18 protein-coding genes, 1 tRNA gene and 1 pseudogene are annotated in these 20,903 nt (G+C 60.6%); 6 read left to right on the top strand and 14 right to left on the bottom strand.

Going from position 1 to position 20,903, the window contains the following annotated elements; genetic code table 11:
• The first annotated feature begins 17 nt into the window (after nt 1-17).
• The gene (locus SYN60AY4M2_RS01205) at nt 18-1,715 is read left to right on the top strand and encodes a SulP family inorganic anion transporter (RefSeq protein ID WP_011430261.1); all 1,698 of its coding nucleotides are present in this window, start codon (nt 18-20) and stop codon (nt 1,713-1,715) included.
• Nucleotides 1,716-1,782: 67 nt separating this feature from the next.
• Entirely contained in the window at nt 1,783-2,622 is an 840-nt protein-coding gene (locus tag SYN60AY4M2_RS01210; protein WP_099812132.1) for a DUF6671 family protein, read from the top strand.
• A gap of 142 nt (nt 2,623-2,764) precedes the next feature.
• Here SYN60AY4M2_RS01210 and SYN60AY4M2_RS01215 read toward each other — a convergent pair whose 3' ends face one another.
• From SYN60AY4M2_RS01215 to groES, 7 genes are all read right to left on the bottom strand, one after another.
• Entirely contained in the window at nt 2,765-4,345 is a 1,581-nt protein-coding gene (locus tag SYN60AY4M2_RS01215; protein WP_099812133.1) for an iron uptake porin, read from the bottom strand.
• Nucleotides 4,346-4,790: 445 nt separating this feature from the next.
• Nucleotides 4,791-6,371 carry an iron uptake porin gene (locus SYN60AY4M2_RS01220; RefSeq protein ID WP_099812134.1) on the bottom strand — a complete coding sequence of 527 codons (1,581 nt, stop codon included), beginning with the start codon at nt 6,369-6,371 and terminating at the stop codon, nt 4,791-4,793.
• 307 nt (nt 6,372-6,678) lie between these two features.
• Nucleotides 6,679-6,750: transfer RNA gene (locus SYN60AY4M2_RS01225), tRNA-Val, on the bottom strand.
• Nucleotides 6,751-6,790: 40 nt separating this feature from the next.
• The gene (locus tag SYN60AY4M2_RS01230; RefSeq protein ID WP_099812135.1) at nt 6,791-7,954 is read right to left on the bottom strand and encodes a GuaB3 family IMP dehydrogenase-related protein; all 1,164 of its coding nucleotides are present in this window, start codon (nt 7,952-7,954) and stop codon (nt 6,791-6,793) included.
• Between the two features lie 155 nt (nt 7,955-8,109).
• Entirely contained in the window at nt 8,110-8,937 is an 828-nt protein-coding gene (locus SYN60AY4M2_RS01235; RefSeq protein ID WP_099812136.1) for a DUF429 domain-containing protein, read from the bottom strand.
• 173 nt (nt 8,938-9,110) lie between these two features.
• Nucleotides 9,111-10,745, bottom strand: a complete 1,635-nt coding sequence (gene groL, locus SYN60AY4M2_RS01240; protein ID WP_011430255.1) for a chaperonin GroEL — start codon at nt 10,743-10,745, stop codon at nt 9,111-9,113.
• A 90-nt stretch (nt 10,746-10,835) separates the two neighbouring features.
• On the bottom strand, nt 10,836-11,147 hold the full coding sequence (gene groES, locus SYN60AY4M2_RS01245; protein WP_011433225.1) for a co-chaperone GroES: 312 nt from the start codon (nt 11,145-11,147) through the stop codon (nt 10,836-10,838).
• 243 nt (nt 11,148-11,390) lie between these two features.
• On the opposite strand from groES, the gene SYN60AY4M2_RS01250 reads away from it, so the two are divergent.
• Complete coding sequence (locus SYN60AY4M2_RS01250) at nt 11,391-12,203, top strand: PhzF family phenazine biosynthesis protein (protein WP_011430253.1); 813 nt, start codon at nt 11,391-11,393, stop codon at nt 12,201-12,203.
• Between the two features lie 61 nt (nt 12,204-12,264).
• On the opposite strand, the gene SYN60AY4M2_RS01255 is transcribed toward SYN60AY4M2_RS01250, so the two are convergent.
• Nucleotides 12,265-13,248, bottom strand: a complete 984-nt coding sequence (locus SYN60AY4M2_RS01255; protein ID WP_099812137.1) for an apocytochrome f — start codon at nt 13,246-13,248, stop codon at nt 12,265-12,267.
• A gap of 174 nt (nt 13,249-13,422) precedes the next feature.
• Entirely contained in the window at nt 13,423-13,941 is a 519-nt protein-coding gene (locus SYN60AY4M2_RS01260) for a cytochrome b6-f complex iron-sulfur subunit (protein WP_011430251.1), read from the bottom strand.
• A 173-nt stretch (nt 13,942-14,114) separates the two neighbouring features.
• Between SYN60AY4M2_RS01260 and SYN60AY4M2_RS01265 the strand changes: the two genes are divergently transcribed.
• On the top strand, nt 14,115-14,432 hold the full coding sequence (locus SYN60AY4M2_RS01265; protein WP_041439037.1) for a DUF3067 family protein: 318 nt from the start codon (nt 14,115-14,117) through the stop codon (nt 14,430-14,432).
• Between the two features lie 101 nt (nt 14,433-14,533).
• On the opposite strand, the gene SYN60AY4M2_RS01270 is transcribed toward SYN60AY4M2_RS01265, so the two are convergent.
• Genes SYN60AY4M2_RS01270 through SYN60AY4M2_RS01280 form a run of 3 tightly spaced genes read right to left on the bottom strand, consistent with a single transcriptional unit; the run spans nt 14,534 to nt 18,067 of the window.
• Nucleotides 14,534-15,850 carry an ATP-binding protein gene (locus SYN60AY4M2_RS01270; RefSeq protein ID WP_228375489.1) on the bottom strand — a complete coding sequence of 439 codons (1,317 nt, stop codon included), beginning with the start codon at nt 15,848-15,850 and terminating at the stop codon, nt 14,534-14,536.
• Nucleotides 15,840-16,166: a hypothetical protein gene (locus SYN60AY4M2_RS01275; RefSeq protein ID WP_011430248.1), complete on the bottom strand. Its 327-nt coding sequence runs from the start codon at nt 16,164-16,166 to the stop codon at nt 15,840-15,842. Before SYN60AY4M2_RS01275 ends, SYN60AY4M2_RS01270 begins: the two co-directional genes overlap by 11 nt.
• 29 nt (nt 16,167-16,195) lie before the next feature.
• Nucleotides 16,196-18,067 carry an FAD-dependent oxidoreductase gene (locus tag SYN60AY4M2_RS01280; RefSeq protein ID WP_240527667.1) on the bottom strand — a complete coding sequence of 624 codons (1,872 nt, stop codon included), beginning with the start codon at nt 18,065-18,067 and terminating at the stop codon, nt 16,196-16,198.
• A gap of 76 nt (nt 18,068-18,143) precedes the next feature.
• Between SYN60AY4M2_RS01280 and metG the strand changes: the two genes are divergently transcribed.
• Complete coding sequence (metG, locus tag SYN60AY4M2_RS01285) at nt 18,144-19,694, top strand: methionine--tRNA ligase (protein ID WP_011430246.1); 1,551 nt, start codon at nt 18,144-18,146, stop codon at nt 19,692-19,694.
• A 3-nt stretch (nt 19,695-19,697) separates the two neighbouring features.
• Here the strand turns inward: metG and SYN60AY4M2_RS01290 are convergent, their stop codons facing one another.
• Complete coding sequence (locus SYN60AY4M2_RS01290) at nt 19,698-20,225, bottom strand: hypothetical protein (protein ID WP_011430245.1); 528 nt, start codon at nt 20,223-20,225, stop codon at nt 19,698-19,700.
• The gene (locus tag SYN60AY4M2_RS01295; protein WP_011430244.1) at nt 20,222-20,593 is read right to left on the bottom strand and encodes a YtxH domain-containing protein; all 372 of its coding nucleotides are present in this window, start codon (nt 20,591-20,593) and stop codon (nt 20,222-20,224) included. The genes SYN60AY4M2_RS01290 and SYN60AY4M2_RS01295 overlap by 4 nt, the downstream gene beginning before the upstream one ends.
• Nucleotides 20,594-20,823: 230 nt before the next feature.
• Here SYN60AY4M2_RS01295 and SYN60AY4M2_RS13865 point away from each other — a divergent pair.
• Nucleotides 20,824-20,903 (top strand): annotated as a pseudogene (locus SYN60AY4M2_RS13865) (IS607 family transposase); the annotation flags it as partial.

Here is a 20,903-nt window from a genome sequence, read left to right on the forward strand (position 1 = left end):
ATTGAGGGCAGTGGGGCATGTTGGGCCAAGTGACGGGGCAAGGTGGGGGAGTGCTGGCTTGGCGTCGGCGTCTGAGCCTAGAAAACTGGCGTGGGGATCTCTTCGGTGGCCTGACGACGGCTATTGTCTCGCTGCCGATGGCCCTGGCCTTTGGGGTGGCTTCTGGTGCCGGGCCGGTGGCGGGCTTGTATGGGGCGGTGTGTGTGGGCTTTTTTGCTGCCCTGTTCGGCGGCACTCCCACCCTCATCTCCGAGCCCACCGGGCCGATGACGGTGATGATGACGGCAGTCATTGCCAAGGTTACCGCCAGCTATCCGAACCAGGGACTGGGGCCGGCCTTCACGGTGGTGATGGTGGGGGGCCTGTTTCAGGTGCTGTTTGGATCCCTGAAGCTGGGCAAATACATCACCCTTATGCCCTACAGCGTCATCTCCGGCTTTATGTCGGGGATCGGCTGGATCATGATTTTGCTGCAGATCCCGCCCCTTTTGGGCCACGCCAGCCAGGGGGGAGTGATCGGGGCGGTGCAGAACCTGCCGACCTACCTGCTCAATCTCAAGTTCCCGGAACTGGGGTTGGGGCTGCTGACCCTTGCGATCCTCTTTGGCTATCCCAAGCCTTGGCGAAGAGTGGTGCCGCCCCAGTTGGTGGCCCTGGTGCTGGGAACGCTGGTGGCCAACTTGTTCATGGCTGACTGGGATTTGCGGCGCATCGGGCCCATCCCCACCGGCTTGCCCCAGGTGCAATGGCCGCAGTTGCCCTTTGCTTCCCTGGCCAGCTTGGTGTTGGACGGGGTGGTGCTGGGCATGCTGGGCTGTATCGACACCCTCTTGACGGCGGTGATTGCCGACAACCTCACCCGCACCCGCCACGACTCCGACCAAGAGCTGATCGGGCAGGGGATCGCCAACCTGGTCTCCGGCTTCCTGGGGGGCTTGCCGGGGGCGGGGGCGACCATGGGCACGGTGGTGAATATCCAGTCAGGGGGACGTACGCCCTTGGCGGGCATCACCCGCGCCCTCATCCTCTTGATGGTGGTGCTGTTTGCCGCTCCCCTCACCCAAGGGATCCCGATGGCGGTGCTGGCGGGGATCGCCTTTAAGGTGGGGGTGGATATCCTCGACTGGAGCTTCCTGAAGCGGGCCCACCGCCTCTCCCTCAAAGGGGCAGCCATTATGTACGGGGTGATGTTCATGACGGTGTTCGTGGATCTCATCGCCGCCGTGGGGGTAGGGGTATTTGTGGCCAATTTGCTCACCATTCAGCGTCTGAGCGAGCTGCAAGCGGAAGAGGTGAAAGCCATTACCGATGCGGACGATGCCGTAGATCTCACCCCGCGGGAAAAGGAATTGCTGCGCCAGGGCCGCGGTCAGGTGTTGCTATTTTACCTGAGCGGGCCCATGATCTTCGGGGTTTCCCAGGCCATTTCCCGCCAACACCAGGCGGTGGCCTCCTGCCAGGCTTTGGTCTTGGATTTGTCCGATGTGCCGATGCTAGGCGTTTCGGCGACGCTGTCCTTGGAAAATGCCATCCGCGAAGCTCTAGATCAACGCAAACAGGTGTGGATCGTCGGGGCCAAGGGTCGGATCCGGCAGCGCTTGGAAAGCCTGCATCTGCCCTTGCCGGCAGAGCGATTTGTGGAGAGCCGGGAGGCCGCTTTGGCCGAGGCCGTCGCCCAGTTGGGCTTGCCGCTAGAACCCAGCCCCCTGGTTTGAGCCCTCCGATGAGCCCAACAAGAAAGCTGCAGACTTCGTTTGCCGGATCTGGGTCAGTTCTGGATCTATGCACTGGAAAGGTCGGGTTGCCTACTTGGCAACCCTGCATCGCAAAGAGCAGGTGATCGGCCCTCTCTTGGCCCACCACCTGGGGATCCAGGTGCAAGTGATACCTCTGGACACCGACCAACTGGGCACCTTCTCGCGGGAGCGGCCTCGGCCAGGGGATCCCATCCACACCCTACGCCTGAAAATTGAGAGAGCCCGCCAAGCTCATCCCGCCTCTTTGGTTTTGGCCAGCGAGGGATCCTTTGGCCCCCACCCCCAGATCCCTTGGATCCCTTGGAATCAGGAGTGGGTCATGCTCAGGGTTTTTGAACCCGGCGCGGAGCCCTTGGAGCTGGTCGGCTATGCAGAGAGCACCCAAACCAATTTCAGCCATCGCTGGGTGCAGAGCTGGGCAGAAGCGCTGGACTTTGCCCAAAGGGCGGGTTTTCCCCAGCACGCCCTGATCGCCCTCGACCGGCCAGAAAAGCCCCAGGTTATCCACAAAGGAATCCAAGACGAAGCAACCCTGAAGCAGGTGGTGGGGGAGCTGCTGGCTCGGCAGGGTGGCCTGCATCTGGAAACCGACATGCGGGCCCTGTACAACCCAACCCGGCTCCAGGTTATCGCAGCCGCCACCCAAAACCTAATCGCCAAAGCCCAAAGCCTGTGCCCGGCCTGCGGCACTCCTGGCTACTGGCAGATCCGCTCGGTCTCTGGACTGCCCTGCGGCCAATGTGGCGCCCCCACCCCCGTGGCCAAGGCTTGGGTATATGGCTGTGCTCGCTGTTCCCACACCCACACCGAGCCTGTGGCAGAGCCCTGGGCAGATCCCGCTCAGTGCGCCTTTTGTAACCCCTAACTTGTCTTGAGAAGGATCCCGGCGCCAGCTCCAACTCGATGTATTTCGGTGCAAGGGCAAGGCTTGGGAGACTTGCTATAAAAAAGGGATCCGCAGTGGCGGATCCCTAAGTTGTTTTTAACCTAGGCAGGACAGCAAGGGGTTAGAAGGTAAACACTGCCCGCAGAGCGCCCACACCAATGGTTGGGTCGTTGTCCCCAGGTAGAGCACCATTGGGGTTGCTCACAAAGTAGGCTGCCGGGGTAAGGGTGAGGTACTCGTTCACCGGGAAGCTGTAGTAAACATCCACAATGAACGGGCGGGTATCCCAAACTCCTTCATTTTTGGTGGTCACAATTGGCTGGCCAAAAACCACACCCCCTTGAGCACCCTCAATGAACAGATCTGGGAAGGCAAAGCCAAACAGCCAGCCGTTGAAGTCTTCGTCGCCCGGATCGATGGTGCCCGCCGGTACCACGTTGGGCAGGTTATAGTCAACGTTGCCCGCCGTAAACCAGCCAGACGCAATAATCCGCGGGGTAATCTCCCAGTTGGCAGCCACAGAAAAGGCGTTCACCCGTGCAGAGGTGGACACATTGGTTACTCTCAGAGGGCCACGGAAAAGAGCTGTACCGTTGGCCAAGAACTCAGGGCCATCGTTTGCCGTCTGCAGATAGGTACTGGCAAACTGCAGGTAAATCTCTAGATTTTCATTCGGCAGGAAGCCCAGCTCTACCGCGTGGGCACTGTCGCTACCGGTTATACCGCTGTCGCCGAAGCCCTTGCCCAAGGCTTGAGCGTTCCTGGTGCTGTAGCTGTAGGCCAAGCGCAGTTGATCGGAAAGGCGGTAGCGGAAGCCAAACAGAGCTCCACCTGGCACATCCGCCGTGGAGTTGGGAGCATCAGCAAAGTCGGAGAGAGCTTCGAAGGGTGTGCTGTAGTTGAATACATCGAACACACCTGAGCCAACGATACCCGTGTAGATGGTAGCTGCTCGGTTGAAAGCTGGGAATTGGTAGATCAGCTTGGCCAGGGTGAAAGTGCCGCCGCCACGGCCGCCAAACTCAAGGCCGGGATCCCCATCAAAGAACTCAGTCACAGCATCGCGAGCTTGGAGACGAATGCGCAGGCGATCGCGACCCACAAAAGAAGCATCGAAGTTCAAGCGTACCCGATAGGGAAGAGTCATGTTGGCTTGGTTTTGCTCTGCCACTACCTTCCCATCAACAACTCTGTCTTCCGTGAGAGCGCTGCCTACAACAGCGGCGATGACTTGGGCATTCAACTTGGTAACCGGGTTGAAGACCTTCCCTTTCAAATCAGTAACATCGGCCTCCAGGGCATCCACCCGCCCGCGTAGGGCTGCCAGCTCAGCAGCAAATTCCTCTTGCAAGCGCTGCAGAGTGGCCACGTCTTCCTTGGAGACTTTGTCGGCCAAACCGGCTGCAATCAACTCATTGATGCGATCCAAGCAGGCGTTCATACCGGCGGCAAACTCAAAGCGAGTCATGGCCCGGTTGCCGCGGAAGGTGCGGTCAGGGTAGCCGGCAATACAACCGTAGCGCTCCACCAAGGATTGCAGGGCTTGGAAGGCCCAGTCGGTGGGCTGCACATCCGAAAGCTCAGAGATGGAGGTGACCGGCCCGGTAGCTTGGGCATAAGCCACTCCAGGGGTCAGAATCGCTGCTGCACCCAGAGTGCCGGCCAGCAGCGTTTTCCAGTAGTTCGCGTGTTTCACGGGCATGTTTCTCTCCTTGTTCTTTTCCTCACACCTTTTTGGCTGTAGGGATGTCTTCTAGAGGTAACCAATTGCCTAACTCAAGAACAAGTCTGGCAACTGCGGACTTCGGTGAAGACATGATGTGGAGATTATGATACAGCCGAAGTCCACATCCTCTTGCTGTCCGGCCTGCCCTACAGTTAATGCGGTGTCCCCACATCTGTGGCCAAGACATGGGTATCTGTTCCCGCCATTCTCACACCTACACCGAGCCTGTGGCAAAGACCTGGGCAGATCTCACGCAGTGCGCTTTTTGTAGCCCATGGCCTCGTCTTAAGCTCAACCTCAAGCTCTTCAATGTCAGCATCCTTATCCCCACAGAGGAGTTGATTATTCTTATTCAATGAAGGGATCCAACCCAGTGGATCCCTACTTAGCAACTTGGATGTCAGCGCAGGGATTTTAAGAACTAGAAAGTAAACACAGCTCGCAAAGCCCCCACGCCGATGGTTGGGTCGTTGTCTCCGGGTCTGCCGCCATTGGGGTTGCTCACAAAGTAGGCAGCAGGCGTTAGAGTAATGTACTCGTTGACCGGGAAGCTGTAGTAGACGTCCACAACGAAGGGGCGAGTATCCCACACTCCGTCGTTGTCTGTGGTCACGATTGGCTGCCCAAATACAATCCCGCCTTTGGCACCCTCCACAAAGAGGTCAGGGAAAACAAAGCCAAAGAGGAAACCATTAAAGTCTTCCTCTCCCGGATCAACAGTACCAGCCGGTACCACATTGGGCAGGTTGTAATCCACATTGCCAGCCGTAAACCAGCCAGACAAGGTAATGCGAGGGCTGATTTCCCAGTTGGCTGCGACTGTAAAGGCGTTTACCCGCGCAGAGACATTGACCTGCGTTCTTCTTACCGGTCCACGGAAGAGACTTTTACCCGTGGCCAGGAAGGTGGGGCCGTCGTTCGCCTGCTGCAGGTAGGTGGAAGCAAATTGGAGGTAGAACTCCAGACCCTTTGTCGGCAAGAAGCCCAGCTCGACGGTGTGAGCGCTATCATCACCTGTTAAGCCACTATCGCCAAAGCCTCTCCCCAGAGCTTGACCTCTTCTGGTGCTGTAGGCGTAGGCTAAACGAAACTGGTCGCTCAAACGGTAGCGAAAACCAAATAGGGTTCCGCTGGGCACATCTGCCGTAGAGTTGGGAGCATCGGCAAAGTCCGACAGGGCATCAAAGGGCGTGCTGTACTGCAGAACGCTCGACACTCCCGTACCCGTAATGCCCGTGTAGATAGTAGCAGCGCGGTCGAAAGCAGGGAATTGATAAACCAGCTGGGCAAGGGTGAAGGTACCACCTGCACCCCCCTGGAAGCCAACGCCTGGGTCACCCTCAAAGAAGGTAGTAACCGCATCGCGAGCTTGTAGGCGGATACGCAAGCGATCCCGGCCAACAAAGGAGGCATCGAAGTTCAGGCGTACCCGATAGGGAAGAGTCATGTTTGCCTGATTTTGCTCGGCTACCACTCTTCCTTGTACGACCCGGTCTTCTGTAAGAGCGCTACCAAGAATTGCGGTAATGACCTGAGCGTTAAGCTTGGTAACTGGGTTGAAGATCTTCCCTTTCAGATCGTTAATCTCAGCCTCTGCCGCATCCACCCGCCCGCGCAGGGCTGCCAGCTCAGCAGCAAATTCCTCTTGCAAGCGCTGCAGAGTGGCCACGTCTTCCTTGGAGACTTTGTCGGCCAAACCGGCTGCAATCAACTCATTGATGCGATCCAAGCAGGCGTTCATACCGGCGGCAAACTCAAAGCGAGTCATGGCCCGGTTGCCGCGGAAGGTGCGGTCAGGGTAGCCGGCAATACAGCCGTAACGCTCGACCAGCGATTGCAGTGCTTGGAAAGCCCAGTCAGTGGGCTGCACATCAGAAAGTTCAGAGATGGAGGTGACGGGCCCAGTAGCTTGGGCATAGGCCACTCCAGGGGTCAAGACTGCTGCTGCACCCAGGGTGCCGGCCAGCAACGTTTTCCAGTAGTTCGCGTGTTTCGCGGGCATGTTTCTCTCCTTGTTCTGTGTCCTCACACCTGTCTCGGCTGTGGCGATGTCTTCTAGAGGTAGTCAACTGTCTAACTCAAGCACGAGTCTGACAACTGCGGACCCTCGAAAAACATGGTACAGCCCTGTTTCACATCGTCTACCACTTTACACACTTTTTCTTTTTGAATGAGACTCAACGTGAGGCTCAACGGCGGCAGACGCTCCAGGCCCCATACCCATTACTTTACCTCAGGGATCCGACCCTGACTAGCGGGTGCACGCCAAAGCCGAGACAGAGCTCCTAAGTCGCGGGCTGAAGCGGGGATGGGCGGTACCGGACTCGAACCAGTGACATCCTGCTTGTAAGGCAGGCGCTCTACCGCTGAGCTAACCGCCCTGGGGGATCCCAGCTCACCGAGTCTAGCATTGCCGGGAGGCTATTTCCCCATGCCCAGGCTCTGCGCCTTTTGGTAGACCTTTCCCTCGGTCAAAAGGGAGGGGGCAATGCAGATCTCCACCTGGTGCATTTCTTTGAGGTTGGCGGCGCCCAGGGTGGCCATGCTGGTGCGCAGGGCGCCCCAGAGGTTGTGGGTGCCGTCATCGAGGCGGGCGGGGCCGCACAAGATCTCTTCCAGGGTGCCGGTGGATCCCACGCGGATGCGGGTGCCGCGGGGCAAGATGGGGCTGGGGGTAGCCATGCCCCAATGAAAGCCGCGACCGGGGGCCTCATAGGCGCGGGCCAAGGGGGATCCGATCATCACTGCGTCCGCTCCACAGGCGATGGCCTTGCAAATGTCGCCACCGGTCACCAATCCCCCATCGGCAATCACAGGGACATAGGTGCCGGTTTCCGCCAAAAACTGCTCCCGTGCAGCGGCACAGTCGGCAATCGCTGTAGCCTGTGGTACCCCCACCCCCAACACGCCGCGGGAAGTACAGGCAGCGCCAGGGCCGATCCCCACCAAGACACCGGCAGCTCCGGCCTGCATCAGCTCCAGAGCGACATCGTAGGTAACGCAGTTGCCCACCACAACAGGAATGGGCATCGACCGGCAAAATTGGGCCAGATCCAGCAGTTCCATGCCTTCGGGAACCTTGTGGTGAACGGAAACCACCGTGGCCTGAACGAAAAACAGATCCCCCCCGGCTTCAGCCACCAGGGGGCCATATTCAGCTGCGTGGGCGGGCACACAGCTAGCGGCCGCGATGGCGCCGGCCGCTTTGATTTGGCGGATGCGCTCTTGGATCAGCTCCGGCTTGACCGGCTCGCTGTAGAGGCGCTGCATCAGGGGAACGAACTCGTCTTTGCCGACCGCGGCAATCTGATCCAGCACCTCATCGGGATCGGCGTAGCGGGTTTGGATCCCGTCCAGGTTGAGCACGCCCATTGCCCCCAGCTTGGAGAGCAAGATGGCCATCTTGACGTCCACCACGCCGTCCATGGCGCTGGCGATGATGGGGATGGGCCGTTGGATCCCTCCCAGGGTGAAGTGGGTGTCCACCAAGCTGGGATCCAGGGTTCGCCTGCCCGGCACCAGCGCAATCTCATCCAGCCCGTAAGCGCGTCTTGCCTGCCGATTGCGCCCCAGTTGTGCGTTCATTTCCCTCCCCTCTGACAGGATCCCTTCTTCCTATCATGCCGCCAACGTGTGATTTGAGACTAGCAAGAGCCGGGTTTTCCCTCCGGTTTAGCTTCGCTTGTCTCTGCCTCAACGGAAGTCTGGCCGGTCTGGCAGAAGCCATACCCTCGCCCGAGTTAAAGCCCTTGTGGAGTTTCCGGCGAGGAAACAGGGCTCTTCCCTTGCAATGAGGGGGGCAGGGGAGTGAAAATGTGGCCTTCTTGCAGGTTGCCGAAGCTGTGGCAGCGCTCGGATCCCCAGCGGAAGCCGTAGAGGGCGATGTAGGCGCACATTAAGGCATCGACTTGGTCTTCGTAGTTTTTGAGTTGGCGGCCCCTAAGGGATCCCACCTCCACTTGGAGCAGGGGCTCGTGGCCTTGCAGAGACGGATCGGCGCTGGCCAAGGCGCGCAGATGTTGCTGGTACAGCCGCCACGCCTGTTCTCGTTGCAGCCAGGTGCGGCGGGGACGCGCTTTGTAGGGGAGGCTGCGGCTGAGGCCAAACAGGCTCACCATGGCGCTGTGGGGGAAGACTTCGGTGATCTGCCGGGCCAGGGATCCCTGCTCGATGCTGGCCTGCTCGCGAAAGCCATAACTGGCTAGGGCTTGCACCAAGGCTTCCCCTCGCACCTGGCCGTTTTTGGCCAAGAGGCGGCGGTTGGCCGGGTGGGCGCCAGCGGCATAGGCGCGAAACACCCGGTTCAGCTCGGCTTCCGCCCGCCGCTGGCCGCTGGGGTTGGGGACGCGCAGGGGGGCATCCACCGCCACCAGGCAGGGATCCCCTCCCGCTTGGGCTTGGATGTAGTCCACAATCTCCTGGTCGGTTTGCAAGAGGCGGTTGTCCCGCAGGTGGCCCGTCAGGTTCGGGGCTTGGGGATCCCCGCTCTCAACCTCCAGCGTTGCCACGCCAGAGGGGTTGCGGGCCGACCAGGCCAGGTCTAGGCCAATGCAGATTAACCGTGCCACGCCGCCTTCTCCTTCCGTTAGTAGGATGGCTCGCCCTCACCCCCCGGACGCCTGGGAGAGGGAAATGCCCAAGAATAAAGGGATCCCAGCCGGGATCCCGGAAGATGGTTGCTCTGACAAGGCAGCAGACTTTCCGCTAGCTGGCGAAGCCTCTGCCTCTTCCTGCCCGAAGATTAGTAGTCGTAGTCATCCACGCCGCCGCCACCGCCAGCGGGCTTGTTGCTCTTGGGCTCCGGCTTGTCCACCACGATGGCCTCGGTGGTGAGCACCATGCTGGCAATCGAGGCGGCGTTTTGCAGGGCAGAGCGAGTGACTTTGGCCGGGTCAACGATGCCCGCCTCAAACATATCCACATAGGCGTCGTTCTGGGCGTCGTAACCCACCGTGAAGGGTTTCTCTTTCACCCGCTCCAGCACGATCGAGCCGTTCTGGCCGGCATTCTCGGCAATGCGGCGCAGCGGAGCGCCCAGCGCGCGGGCAACCAGCATGGCCCCTACCAGCTCATCGCCGGACAAGTTGGCCTGCGCCCACTCCGTTACCGCCGGCATCAGGTGCGCCAGGGTAGTGCCGCCGCCGGGGACGATCCCCTCTTCCACCGCCGCCTTGGTGGCGTTGATGGCGTCCTCCAGGCGCAGCTTGCGATCCTTCATCTCAGTTTCGGTGGCCGCGCCCACTTTGATCACCGCCACACCGCCGGAGAGCTTGGCCAGGCGCTCTTGCAGTTTTTCTTTGTCGTAGGTGGAGTCGGTTTCTTCAATTTGGCGACGGATTTGCTCACAGCGGGCTTTGACAGCCGCTTCGTTGCCTTCCGCCACGATGGTGGTGTGGTCTTTGGTTACCGTGACGCGACGGGCCGAGCCGAAGGAGTCGAGACGGGCGTTCTCCAGCTTCAGGCCGCGCTCTTCGCTGATGACCTCACCGCCAGTGAGGATGGCGATGTCTTCCAGCATGGCCTTACGGCGATCCCCAAAGCCAGGCGCTTTCACCGCCACCACGCTCAGCACGCCCCGCAGCTTGTTCACCACCAGAGTGGCCAGGGCTTCTTTCTCGATGTCTTCGGCGATGATCAGCAGCGGACGACCGGCGCGGGCCACTTGCTCCAGCACCGGCACCAGGTCTTGTACCAGGGTGATTTTCTTATCGGTAATCAGGATGTAGGGGTTTTCCAGAACCGCCTCCATCCGCTCCGTGTCGGTGACGAAGTAGGGGGAGATGTAGCCTTTGTCAAAGCGCATCCCCTCCGTCACTTCCAGCTCAGTGGTCATGGACTTGCCTTCTTCCAGGGAGATCACCCCTTCGCGGCCCACTTTGTCCATGGCCTCGGCGATCATGCGGCCCACTTCCTCATCGTTGCCGGCGGAAATGGCCGCCACCTGGGCAATGGCTTTGGAGTCTTCCACCGGGCGGGCATGTTCGGCGATCTTGTCCACCAGGAACTTCACGGCTTTGTCGATGCCGCGCTTGAGGGCAATCGGGTTGGCGCCGGCGGCCACGTTTTTCAGCCCTTCTTTAACCATGGCGTGGGCCAGGACGGTGGCGGTGGTGGTGCCGTCCCCAGCCGTGTCATTGGTCTTGGAAGCCGCCTGACGGATCAAGGAGACGCCAGTGTTTTCAATGTGGTCTTCCAGCTCGATCTCTTTGGCGATGGTTACCCCATCGTTAACAATTTGGGGTGCGCCAAACTTCTTCTCCAGCACGACGTTGCGCCCTTTGGGACCCAGGGTAACGGCTACGGCTTCTGCCAAAATATCCATGCCGTGCTCTAGGGCGCGGCGGGCTTCTTCACTGAAGATGATTGATTTGGCCATAGTCAACCTCTCCGATGCAAATGCAGGTAAGGGTGAAACAGAGTCTTAAGGATTCAATCGTTCGTTGAACTGCTGCTGAATCACTGACTATTACTGAACAATGGCGAGAATGTCCCGCTCGGCCAACAGCACATATTCATCGCTGCCCAGCTTGACTTCGGTTCCGGCATACTTGGAGTAGAGCACTTTGTCGCCGGCTTTCAGTTCCATCGGGATCAGCTTGCCCTCGTCGTTGCGCTTGCCAGGGCCAACAGCAACCACTTCCCCCACCTGGGGCTTTTCCTTGGCAGTGTCCGGCAAGAAGATCCCACCTGCGGTTTTCTCGTCCTGCTGAGCGATTTTGACCAGCACGCGGTCGCCCAGCGGCTTCAGGGTAGAGACGTTAAGAGCTACTGCAGCCATGACGAATGTCCTCCGTGATCCTAAAGCACGAAGCTGAAGTTTTCATTTCCATTAGTTCCACTTCCCCGAAGGGAAGCGACTTAGCACTCTCGACTTACGAGTGCTAGTTTATCAGCCAACTTTCTGGCCTGACAATAGCCTCTGTCGGTGGGATCCCGCTTTTGGCGGGTACGGTCGGGGTGCGGATCCCCCTACTTCTGGGCCTGTTGTGGGATCATGGCCTGAGGTAGGTTGGGCAAGCAGGTGCGGATCCCGTTGTTTCAAGTGGATGCGTTTACGGCAGTGCCTTTTAAGGGCAATCCGGCAGCGGTGTGTTTGCTGCCTCAGGAGCTGCCGGCAGCTTTGATGCGAGCAATTGCGGCGGAGAACAATCTGTCGGAAACGGCTTTTTTGCTGCCCCAGGGATCCGAAGGCGAGGTTCCCCACTATGGGCTGCGCTGGTTTACTCCCACCACGGAGGTAGAACTCTGTGGCCATGCCACGTTGGGCAGCGCCTATGTGCTCTTGACCGAGATTCACCCGGAAGCTCAGGGGGTGGCCTTTTCCACCCGCAGTGGCCGGCTGCAGGTGCGGCGGCAGGGGGAGCGGCTGGCGATGGATTTTCCCGCCCAGTTCCCGCAACCCTGGCCGGAAGGCCAAGAGCAGGTGGCTGCGGCATTGGGGATCCCTCCTCTGGAGTTGTACCGCGGCAGCATGGGGGTAGCGGTGCTGACTTCGGCCCAGCAGGTGCAGCAGCTGCAGCCGGATTGGGAGCGGGTTCAGGCACTGCCTGTTTCTGGGTTGATCGTCACTGCCTCGGGAGGGGATCTAGAAGACCAGCCAGATTTTGTCTGTCGTGTTTTTGCCCCCCAGTTGGGGATCCCGGAGGATCCGGTGACCGGGTCTGCCCAGTGCCTGTTGACACCCTATTGGTCGCAGCGCCTGGGCCGGACTGAGCTCAAAGCCCGCCAGCTCTCGGCGCGGGGAGGCGAGCTGTGGTGTCGCGATCTCGGCACTCGGGTGGAGATTGCCGGGCAGGCGGTGCTGGTGATAGCGGGAGAGCTGAGGATTCCCTAAAAAAACACCCCGGCTGGCTCCGAGGTGCTGGGAAGACTCTCGCGAAGAATAAGTGCGCAAGCTAGCCCAAAAGTTCTGCCGCCTGGATGAGCTCCACTTGCTTTTTCTTGAGCACTAGCAGAAGCTGGGTGATGGCCACCGCTGCCAGGAAGGCCACCAACCACTTCACCCGTTCCGGGTTCTGCAGCACCAGATCCCGCTCCACTTGGCCAAAGCCGCCCACGTTGGGGTTGTTGGTAACCGGATCCCCTTCTTGGACGCTGTCGCCAATGTTAACCACCAACTCCGGCCCCGGCGGCACCACCAAGTGCTTCAGTCCGCCTTCAGTCTCGAAGCTGAGCACCCGCGTGCCCGGCAACTCGTATTCGGGCGGCACCAGGGCGGCCAGCTCAGGCGGCAGATCGCTGAGGTCAGATTCGATGGTGGCGATGCTTGTCAGACGACCCGTGGCAGGAGCGCGGAAGACGTTGTTGTTGCTGAGGCTGCCATCGGGGTTGATCTGGCCACGACCGCGGTTGGCGCCAATGTAAACCCGATATTTCATGAAGGCCACGGAGGGATCCTCCTTCGGGTCAGGGGCGACCACCGGGAAGACGATTTCCTGGTGCTGCTCGCCGGGCAGGGGACCCACCAGGAGAATGTTGGGCTTCTCGTCGCTGTAGGGAGTGATGTAGGTCTCAGCGGTTTCCTGGCGCTGCTCCTCCGTCATCTCCTCCTCGGTGGCCAGGCGGAAGCCTTCTGGCAACACCACCACAGCGCCAACGTTCAAGCCGCCCTTGCTGCCATCCGCCAACACCTGTTGCTTGCTCAAGTCATAGGGGATCCCGACCTTGATGGTGAACACCTGGCCCGGGGTAACTGCCTGCGGCACTTCGGCACGGGCAGGCATGGCGTTCAGGTGGCAGTTGGCACAGACGATTTTCCCGGTGGCCTCGCGCGGGTTGTCGTAGGCCATCTGGGCGTAGTACGGATAGGCTGCTGCCGGAGGGGATCCCGTCCCCAGCAACAGCAGCAGCGCACACAAGGCCAAGTAAATTCGCTTCATAAGTTAGCTCAGAATCTCAATCAAAATTCTCGCAAGCCCTTTGGGGCAATCTCCTCAAAGCTCACAACTCATGCTCTAGCCAGGACTAGCGCAGCAACCTCTCTGGCCTTTTCCCCCACTTCTGACCCGGCTGTGGCCCCTTACAGGGGTCTCTCTGGAGCCTATCGTAACGCCTCAGGCCTCGCGGAAATCGGGGCCTTGCCAGGGGCTGAAGCGAACGTTGTCGCCGTCCACCGTGGCGCTCACCAGCTCCAGGGAGCGGGGAGCCGGCCCCCGGATGACCTTGCCGTTGGCCGCGTACTGGGATCCGTGGCAGGGGCACTTGAACAGGTTTTCCCCCGCGTTCCAGGGCACCACACAGCCGAGGTGGGTGCAAACCGCGTTGAGGCCGTAGTTGGCCACCGCCCCGTTGTCGATCACAATGTAGGTGGGATCCCCCTTCAAGCCTTGGGCCAGCACGCGATCCGTGGCGGCGTGAGTGGCCAACAGCTCACTGACGCTGATGGGCTTGCCGAGAGCATCTTGAGCTATCACACCTTCTCCTGCCCCACCGGAAGAGGGCGGAATAAAATACTTCACCACCGGGTAGAGGGTGCCCACCACCACCACCCCCACCGAGCTGCTGAGGAGGGCATTCAGAAAAACCCGCCGGCTCATGGGGGGTGCCTCGAAGTTGCTAACCGCTTCCGTCATAATGGCCAGTACAAACCTGAGAAGTTTTAATGTTCGTTGACAAACGACATCATCCTAACCGAGCTCCTTGGCTAATATCATTAAGAAATGCAAAGCTAAAGGAAGTGCAAGGGAAGAGGCGGCGGTTTTTCTGCTGCGGCCCAGCTCAGTCCCAACCCAATCCGAGCCAGACCATGACGGGATCCGACTTTCAAGCTTTGCTGCGGGAGAAGTGGGGCTATTCCTACGACGTGCAACTGCGCCGCATGGGGGGCAGGGTGGTTCTGTTGGTGATGTGGCGCTACCTGGAGCAGCCCTCTTTCCCCTTGAGCGAAGCCGAGTATCTGGCTCGCCTGGAGTCTGTCATGGCCCATTTGCAGGCGTGGGGCGTGTGGGAAGCGGTGCAGCGAGAAATTGAGGCTACCCGTCAGAAACCCCGCATAGGCAAGGCGGTGGCCATTCCTTTGAATTTGCAAGGGGTGGGAGAGCGCGCCTCCGAGTGGCTGCTGTAGTCTTCCTCGCCCCCGGCTCTTCCCTGAAGGGGAGTTTGCAATTGCAGCAACCGACAGGTTCGTCCCTATGACGAAAACTCCAGACCTCAGCCGGCCTGCGGCTATCCAACTTCCACCAGGCCGGCCTGCAAGGCATGCAGGAACTGGCGGGCGGTGCGACCGGAAAAGCCGTTCTGCTGTTGCGCCCAGAGGAGGGCTTGGCGGCGCAAGGTATCTAAAGGGTGCGGGAGGCCCAGCCGTTGCGCCAGGTGTTCTACCGTGGCCAGGTAGTCAGCTTGGCTAAAAGGGGTGAAGGTAAGGGTAAGGCCGAAGCGATCCCGCAGCGACAGCTTTTCCTGCACCGTATCCCAGGCGTGGACCTCTTGATCTTGGGGACTGGGACGATCGCCAAAAAACTCGCGGATAAGGTGGCGGCGGTTGCTGGTGGCGTAGAGACGGACGTTGGGCGGTGGTGGAACAAGATCTCCTTCCAGGAGCACCTTGAGCTGCTTAAACTCAGTTTCGTCGGCCTCAAAGGAGAGATCGTCCACAAACAGGACAAAGGGCAGCCCCCACCCTCCCAGATCTGCCAAGATCTGAGGCAATTGACCCAAATCTCCCCGTCTCAGCTCCAAAAGGCGCAGCCCCTGGGAACCGTAGCGGCGCAGCAACGCCTTCACCAGCGAAGACTTGCCGGTGCCCCGCGCCCCATAGAGCAGCACATGCAACGCCGGATCCCCCCGCAGCAGGGCTTCGGTGTTGGCAGCCAACTGCCGTTTCTGCCGTTCATAGCCGTAGATCTCTTCCCAGTCGGGCAAGTCGGGAGTGGGGATCCCCTCTAGCCCTGCCGGCCCCCAGCGAAAGGCCCAATAGCGGCCACAGAGCCCCACCCCCGCTCGGCGGTAGTGGGCGATCAGCGCCTCCAGGCTCAGGCCCCAGTCGGCAAAAGAGCGCGGATCCCAGCCAGGGCTCTCCCCTTCCCCATCCGGCCAAGGGATCCCCAGGCCCAGCGCCCGCATCTGCTCGGCAATGGTCTCCTGGCTATCGGCCAGGATCTGCAGGCAGCGGAGATCGTGGCGGGCCGCTTGCACAAGGGGGGCTGGGATCCCTTGGGGTCGAAGCGCCGCCCGCGAGAAAGGGTTATCGGCCCAGCGGATCTCTCGGATTAGCCACTCCCGCCAGCTCAAGCCCTCCTGGGCCAAAAGCTCAAACCAGCGTCCGTAGGCTCTCCAGCAGGGCAAGGGATCCCCGCTCATCAACTCCTGGGTGAGCTCCTGCCAGGTCAGGGCCAAGGGGTGGGCGCAGATTTCCCGAAACACCAGCAGCTTAGCCGCCGCTTCCGCCGCTTCTTCGAGGGGGGTCATCGCTTCAAGTCGCTCTAACTTGGCGTTGTCAAAGGGGCTGGGGGTGAGGGCCGGCCCAGAGCGCTTAGCGGGCATTGTCCCGCCGGCCCAGCTCGTAGAGGCCACCGCCAACGCAGGCAATCAGACCCCAGGAGACGGCCCAGCTGTTGCCCAAAGAGAGTTCGGTGAGGGCCACCACCACCGCTGCTGCCAGCAAGAAAGGAAGGACGCTGAGCAAAGAGGCCAGAGCTCCGCTGGGATCCCAGGCCAACTGTTTTTCCCAACCCTCCTGCAGGCGGCGGTGCAGCGGCGACAAGCCCCACATCAGCCCCAGACTCCACAGGGCTGTGGCCGCCCACAACGAAGGGCGGATCGCCTCCAGTCCCCCCAGTTCAACCCCCATAGCATCCATCGGCCAGCTCCCAACCTTGCCTTTCTAGGCTAGCGAGATTGGGCCCACTCAGTGGCGGTGATGGTGGTGCCGGGAAATTGGATGGGATTGCCCAGGCTCTGGATCTGGGCCTGGAGAGCCGGCAACAGCCGCAAGTCCAGCAGCGGCTCGCGCAGGATCTCCGCCGGGATCAGATCCCGCTCCAGGGCAAAGTGGGCCGTGTGGCCGGCGGCTGTGCCGATGGCCCATTCCACCGGGTGCACCCGATAGGAGGCGCTGGCAATGCGGCTGGTGGCAATGTTCTTGTTGCCGGCCAAGAGGTTGTCGATGCGCTGGGGGATCAAAGCCCGCAGTGGGATCTGGTAGGGGTAGCTGGGGGCCTGGGCATCCTGGTTGTGGCTGGGGGGCAGGGAAAAATCCGGCAATAGACAATCGTGAAAGTCGATGGGGTACTGGCCCACCCCCACCGAGTCGTAGAAAATAAAGGGCCGCCCGCGATTGAGCTCCGATTCTCGCGTGGTGATATCCGACTCGTAGATGGTAAATCCCTGCGGGTAGGCAGGGCTGGGCCGACCGATGATGCGCCGCGACTCGCGAATGTAGGGGTACTTGGAAAGGCCGCTGGCAGTTCCCATGGGGCTATCGGGCCCCCGCAGGTAGGCATAGCGCAGGTAAAAGTCTTTTTGAAAGTCGGGATCCGCCTGCTGCAACAGAAAATCCGTCCGCCCCGCCACCAGCCAGTAGAAAAAGCCCTTGGCATGCTGCTCGGCCCGCCGCAGCGCCTCCACCCGCAAGCCCCCCATCCAGCCGCCGGGATCCAGTTGGCCTGAGGCTTGCAGTTGCTCGTGGGTGAGAATCAGGTTCATCTCCGGCCCGGTGATGCGCCAGTCGTTGCCCCAGGTCCAGTTTTGCATGGATTGATCCCCCACCCGGATGGCCTCTTCCCCAAAGCCAAACACCTGGCCGCGGATGCGGCGGTAGGTAAAGACCATCCCAAAGTTAAAGCGTGGATGTTCAAAGCTGTAGTAGGGGCCGTGCAGCGGGTCGTTGTAGAACTTGGGCTTGATGGGCACCTGCGGCACAGCAGAGCGCTCCATAACAAAGGTGTAGGTAAACCCCTGGGTGCAGTAGGGATCCCTGTAGGGCTTGGAGCTGGGCTCCCAGCGGCTTTCCCCATCCGTGCCGAGGCGGTAGGGCACCCGCGCCAGCGGCAGCAGCTCGCCGGTTTCGGTAGCATCGATAACCACCCAGGGCAGGGTTTTGCCTTGGCGTTCTGGCGGCGGCTCAAAGCGCAGGATCTCTTTGTCCCAATCCTCGGTGGGCTCTAGGCGGTAAAAATTCAGAAAGTAGCTGGAGAGATCCCCCCGATTCTCCGGCTGGACGCCGGCGTGTTTGGGGATGTTGCGGATGGCCTGCACGCTGCGGATTTGGTAATCCTCGATCTGCAAGTCCTTGACCACCGTCTCGGTAAACAGCCGCAACTGCCCCGACTGCAGATAGGGATCCACCATCTCCCGCAGGACCTGGTGGCCCACCTGGGGCGAGAAGCAGAGCACACTCACCCAGCACTTGCCGGGATTGGGATCACCGCCGTACTTTTCCCGCACCCGGCGGCGAAACTCTCTATAGCCCTGGGGAAAGATCTCGTTTTCCCGCTGCAAGGGCCGCTCATCCAAAGCCGAGACCCCCTGGGCGCTCACCTGGCCGCCAATCCAGTCGGTGATCTCGGTCATGCACACCTGTCGGCCCAGTTGCAGAGCCTCGTAGGCCGCTGCCACCCCCCCCAGCCCGCCCCCGGCGATGAAGATCTCACAGGGGATGCGGGTTTCCGACAAGGGCTGGGCCAGAGCCGCCCCGGCGCCCAGGATCCCGGCCCCCACAAGGCCGCCGCCCCATCCCTTGAGGTTGAACAGAAGTTTCATCCCACCTCCGCCCCGTAACTGGGCCTGTCGGACTTTCCGGCAACTTTTATCATGGGGGAAAGCGCTGCGAGTGCTCATGCCGAATTCCACCTTCGTCATCACCACGCCGATCTACTACGTCAACGCTGCCCCCCACATCGGCAGCGCCTACACCACCCTGGCGGCGGATGCCATCGCCCGTTACCATCGCCTGCGGGGCAAGGATGTGCTGATGGTAACGGGAACCGACGAGCACGGCCAGAAGATCCAGCGCACCGCCGAAGAGCGCGGCCTTCCCCCGCAGCAGCACTGCGACGAGATCGCGGCCCAGTTTGCCCAGCTTTGGCAGTTGCTGGACATCCGCTACGACCGCTTTATCCGCACCACCGACCCTCGCCACAAAGCCATTGTGCGGGAGTTTTTCCAGCGAGTGTGGGATCGGGGGGATATTTTCGTTGGCCGGCAGCAGGGCTGGTACTGTGTTGCCTGCGAGGAGTTCAAGGACGAGTCAGAGCTCTTAGAAGGCGGATTTTGCCCGCTTCACCCCAACAAAAAAGTGGAGTGGAAAGACGAAGAAAACTACTTTTTTCGCCTCTCTCGCTACCAGGAAAAACTGGAAGCCCTCTATGCGGAGCACCCGGAGTTCATTCAACCAGAAAGCCGCCGCAATGAGGTGATCAACTTTGTCAAGCAGGGCCTGCGGGACTTCTCCATCTCTCGCCCCAGCGTCTCCTGGGGGATCCCCTTCCCGGCGGATCCCAGCCAAACCCTTTACGTCTGGTTTGATGCCCTCATCAACTACCTCAGCGCCGCCGTGGATCCCGAGGACGAGCCGACGCTGGAAAACGCCTTGCGCCGCTACTGGCCTGCCGACGTGCACCTGGTGGGCAAAGATATCGTCCGCTTCCACGCCATCTACTGGCCGGCCATGCTCATGTCGGCAGGGCTGCCGCTGCCCAGACAGATCTTTGGCCACGGCTTTCTCACCAAAGATGGCCTCAAGATGGGCAAAAGCCTGGGCAACACGCTGGATCCCTTTGAGCTGGTGCAGCGCTACGGTGCCGATGCCGTGCGCTACTATTTCTTGACTGAAATTGAGCTGGGCAAGGATGGAGACTTTAGTGAGGGCCGCTTCATCGAGGTTCTCAACGCTGACCTAGCCAACGACCTGGGGAACCTGCTCAACCGCACCCTCAATATGCTCAAAAAATACCAGCCCGACTACCGCATCCCCGCCGTCGAGATCCCTGCGGATCACCCCCTCAAAACCCTGGCCGAGCGCCTGGCCCCGACAGTGGCCGACGCCTACGAGCGGCTGGATCCCAGCTCTGCCGCCCGCAAAGCTCTCAGCTTGGCCCAGGCCAGCAACAAATACCTCGACGAGCAGGCCCCCTGGACGTTGCACAAACAAGGGCAAAGCGAGCAGGTGGCCCAGATCCTCTACGCCGTTTTGGAAAGCGTGCGCTGGGTGGCCGTGGCCCTTTCGCCCATCATTCCCAACCTCAGCCTCAAGATCCTGCAGCAGATGGGGTTTCCTTTGCAGGATGTCGCACAACTGCGCTGGGATCCCGATGCCCGTTGGGGCCGGCTTCCGCCTGGGCAAGAGCCCCAACCTCCTGTGCCCGTCTTCCAGAGAATACTCAAGTAGCTCCTAAGAATTGGCGGCATCGGGTTGGGAAGGCTGGGATCCCTCTGGTGTTGCCTTGCCGGCGGAAAGACCCATATCTCCCAAGGAAATGCTTGGCACAGCAGCAGAGAAAGAACGGCCAGCCTGGCCCGAGCGCAGCTGAGAGTTACCCATGGCGGTGGGGGGAGTCTCGCTGGACAGCGCCTGCCAGGCCGCCCGTACCCCTGCCCAAAAGCTGCGGACATTGACCTGAGCGCCGCGGGCTTGCTTGCGGGCCCCTTCCAGGGAGCGGTTCACCTGCTTCACCACCTGTCCGGCCCCCTTGACCCCTTCGTCGAGGCTGTCGGCGATCTCGCTCACTTCCAAGCTGGTCAGACGCAGAGCCTCCAGCGTGGGCGGTAACTCCCGCAGCAGCGTGTCGAAAAAGCGTTCCACGCTCTGGGCGGCTCGACCCAATTGAATGACGGCGGGCAACAGGGTCAGGATCACTGCCAAAATGGCCACTGCCACCAGACCTACCGAGAGGCCCAACCAAAATACCGGCTCGGTCATCGCGCCGCCTCCTCCCGACCTTGGGCTTCTGAGTCGGCTTCCTCCCGGGCGAGGGGACGCAGGTTTTGGGCTTGCATCAGCTCTTGCCGTTTCTGCAACATGGCTTCCCTGCCCACCGCCACTGCCTGCTGCAGCCGCAGCAGGGCCTCATCCAGACTTTTTTGGGCGGAGTCGAGCAGCTTTTCCGATTGGTATTGCAGGCTGGTGGTCACGTCTTCTGCCACTTCCGGCAGGGCCTCTGCCGATTTTTTCAGCAGTCGCCGCGTCTCCCGTCCGCTGCGGGGAGCCAAAAGCAGACCGATGACCGTGCCCACCGCCGTTCCCAACAGCAGCCCGCCGACAAACGCGCCAGTCCGGTTTTCCGCCATGCCTTGCCAGGGTTGAGGGGGGATACAGGTGGCCCCCAAACCAGACTATCAAATGATGCTGTGCTTTGCCGTGGAGGCGTCGAATTGGCTGAAATCTCAGGGGTAGGGGGGATTGGCTGCTGCGGCTGCTCTCCGGGATCCTTGGGGCTAAAGTAGAGCATGACTCTAGTCAATGATATGCTCGACTATACTGAAAATAATGTACAATATGTTCAGTATGGCTGCTTGGTATGGCTAGGTATGTAAAACCGAGAGAAGCGGCGGATTATTTTGGGGTGTGTCTCCACACCTTGAGGCGATGGGAACAGAA

It is taken from the genome of Synechococcus sp. 60AY4M2, from assembly GCF_002760375.1.
In the GTDB taxonomy this organism is placed as follows: Bacteria; Cyanobacteriota; Cyanobacteriia; order Thermostichales; family Thermostichaceae; genus Thermostichus.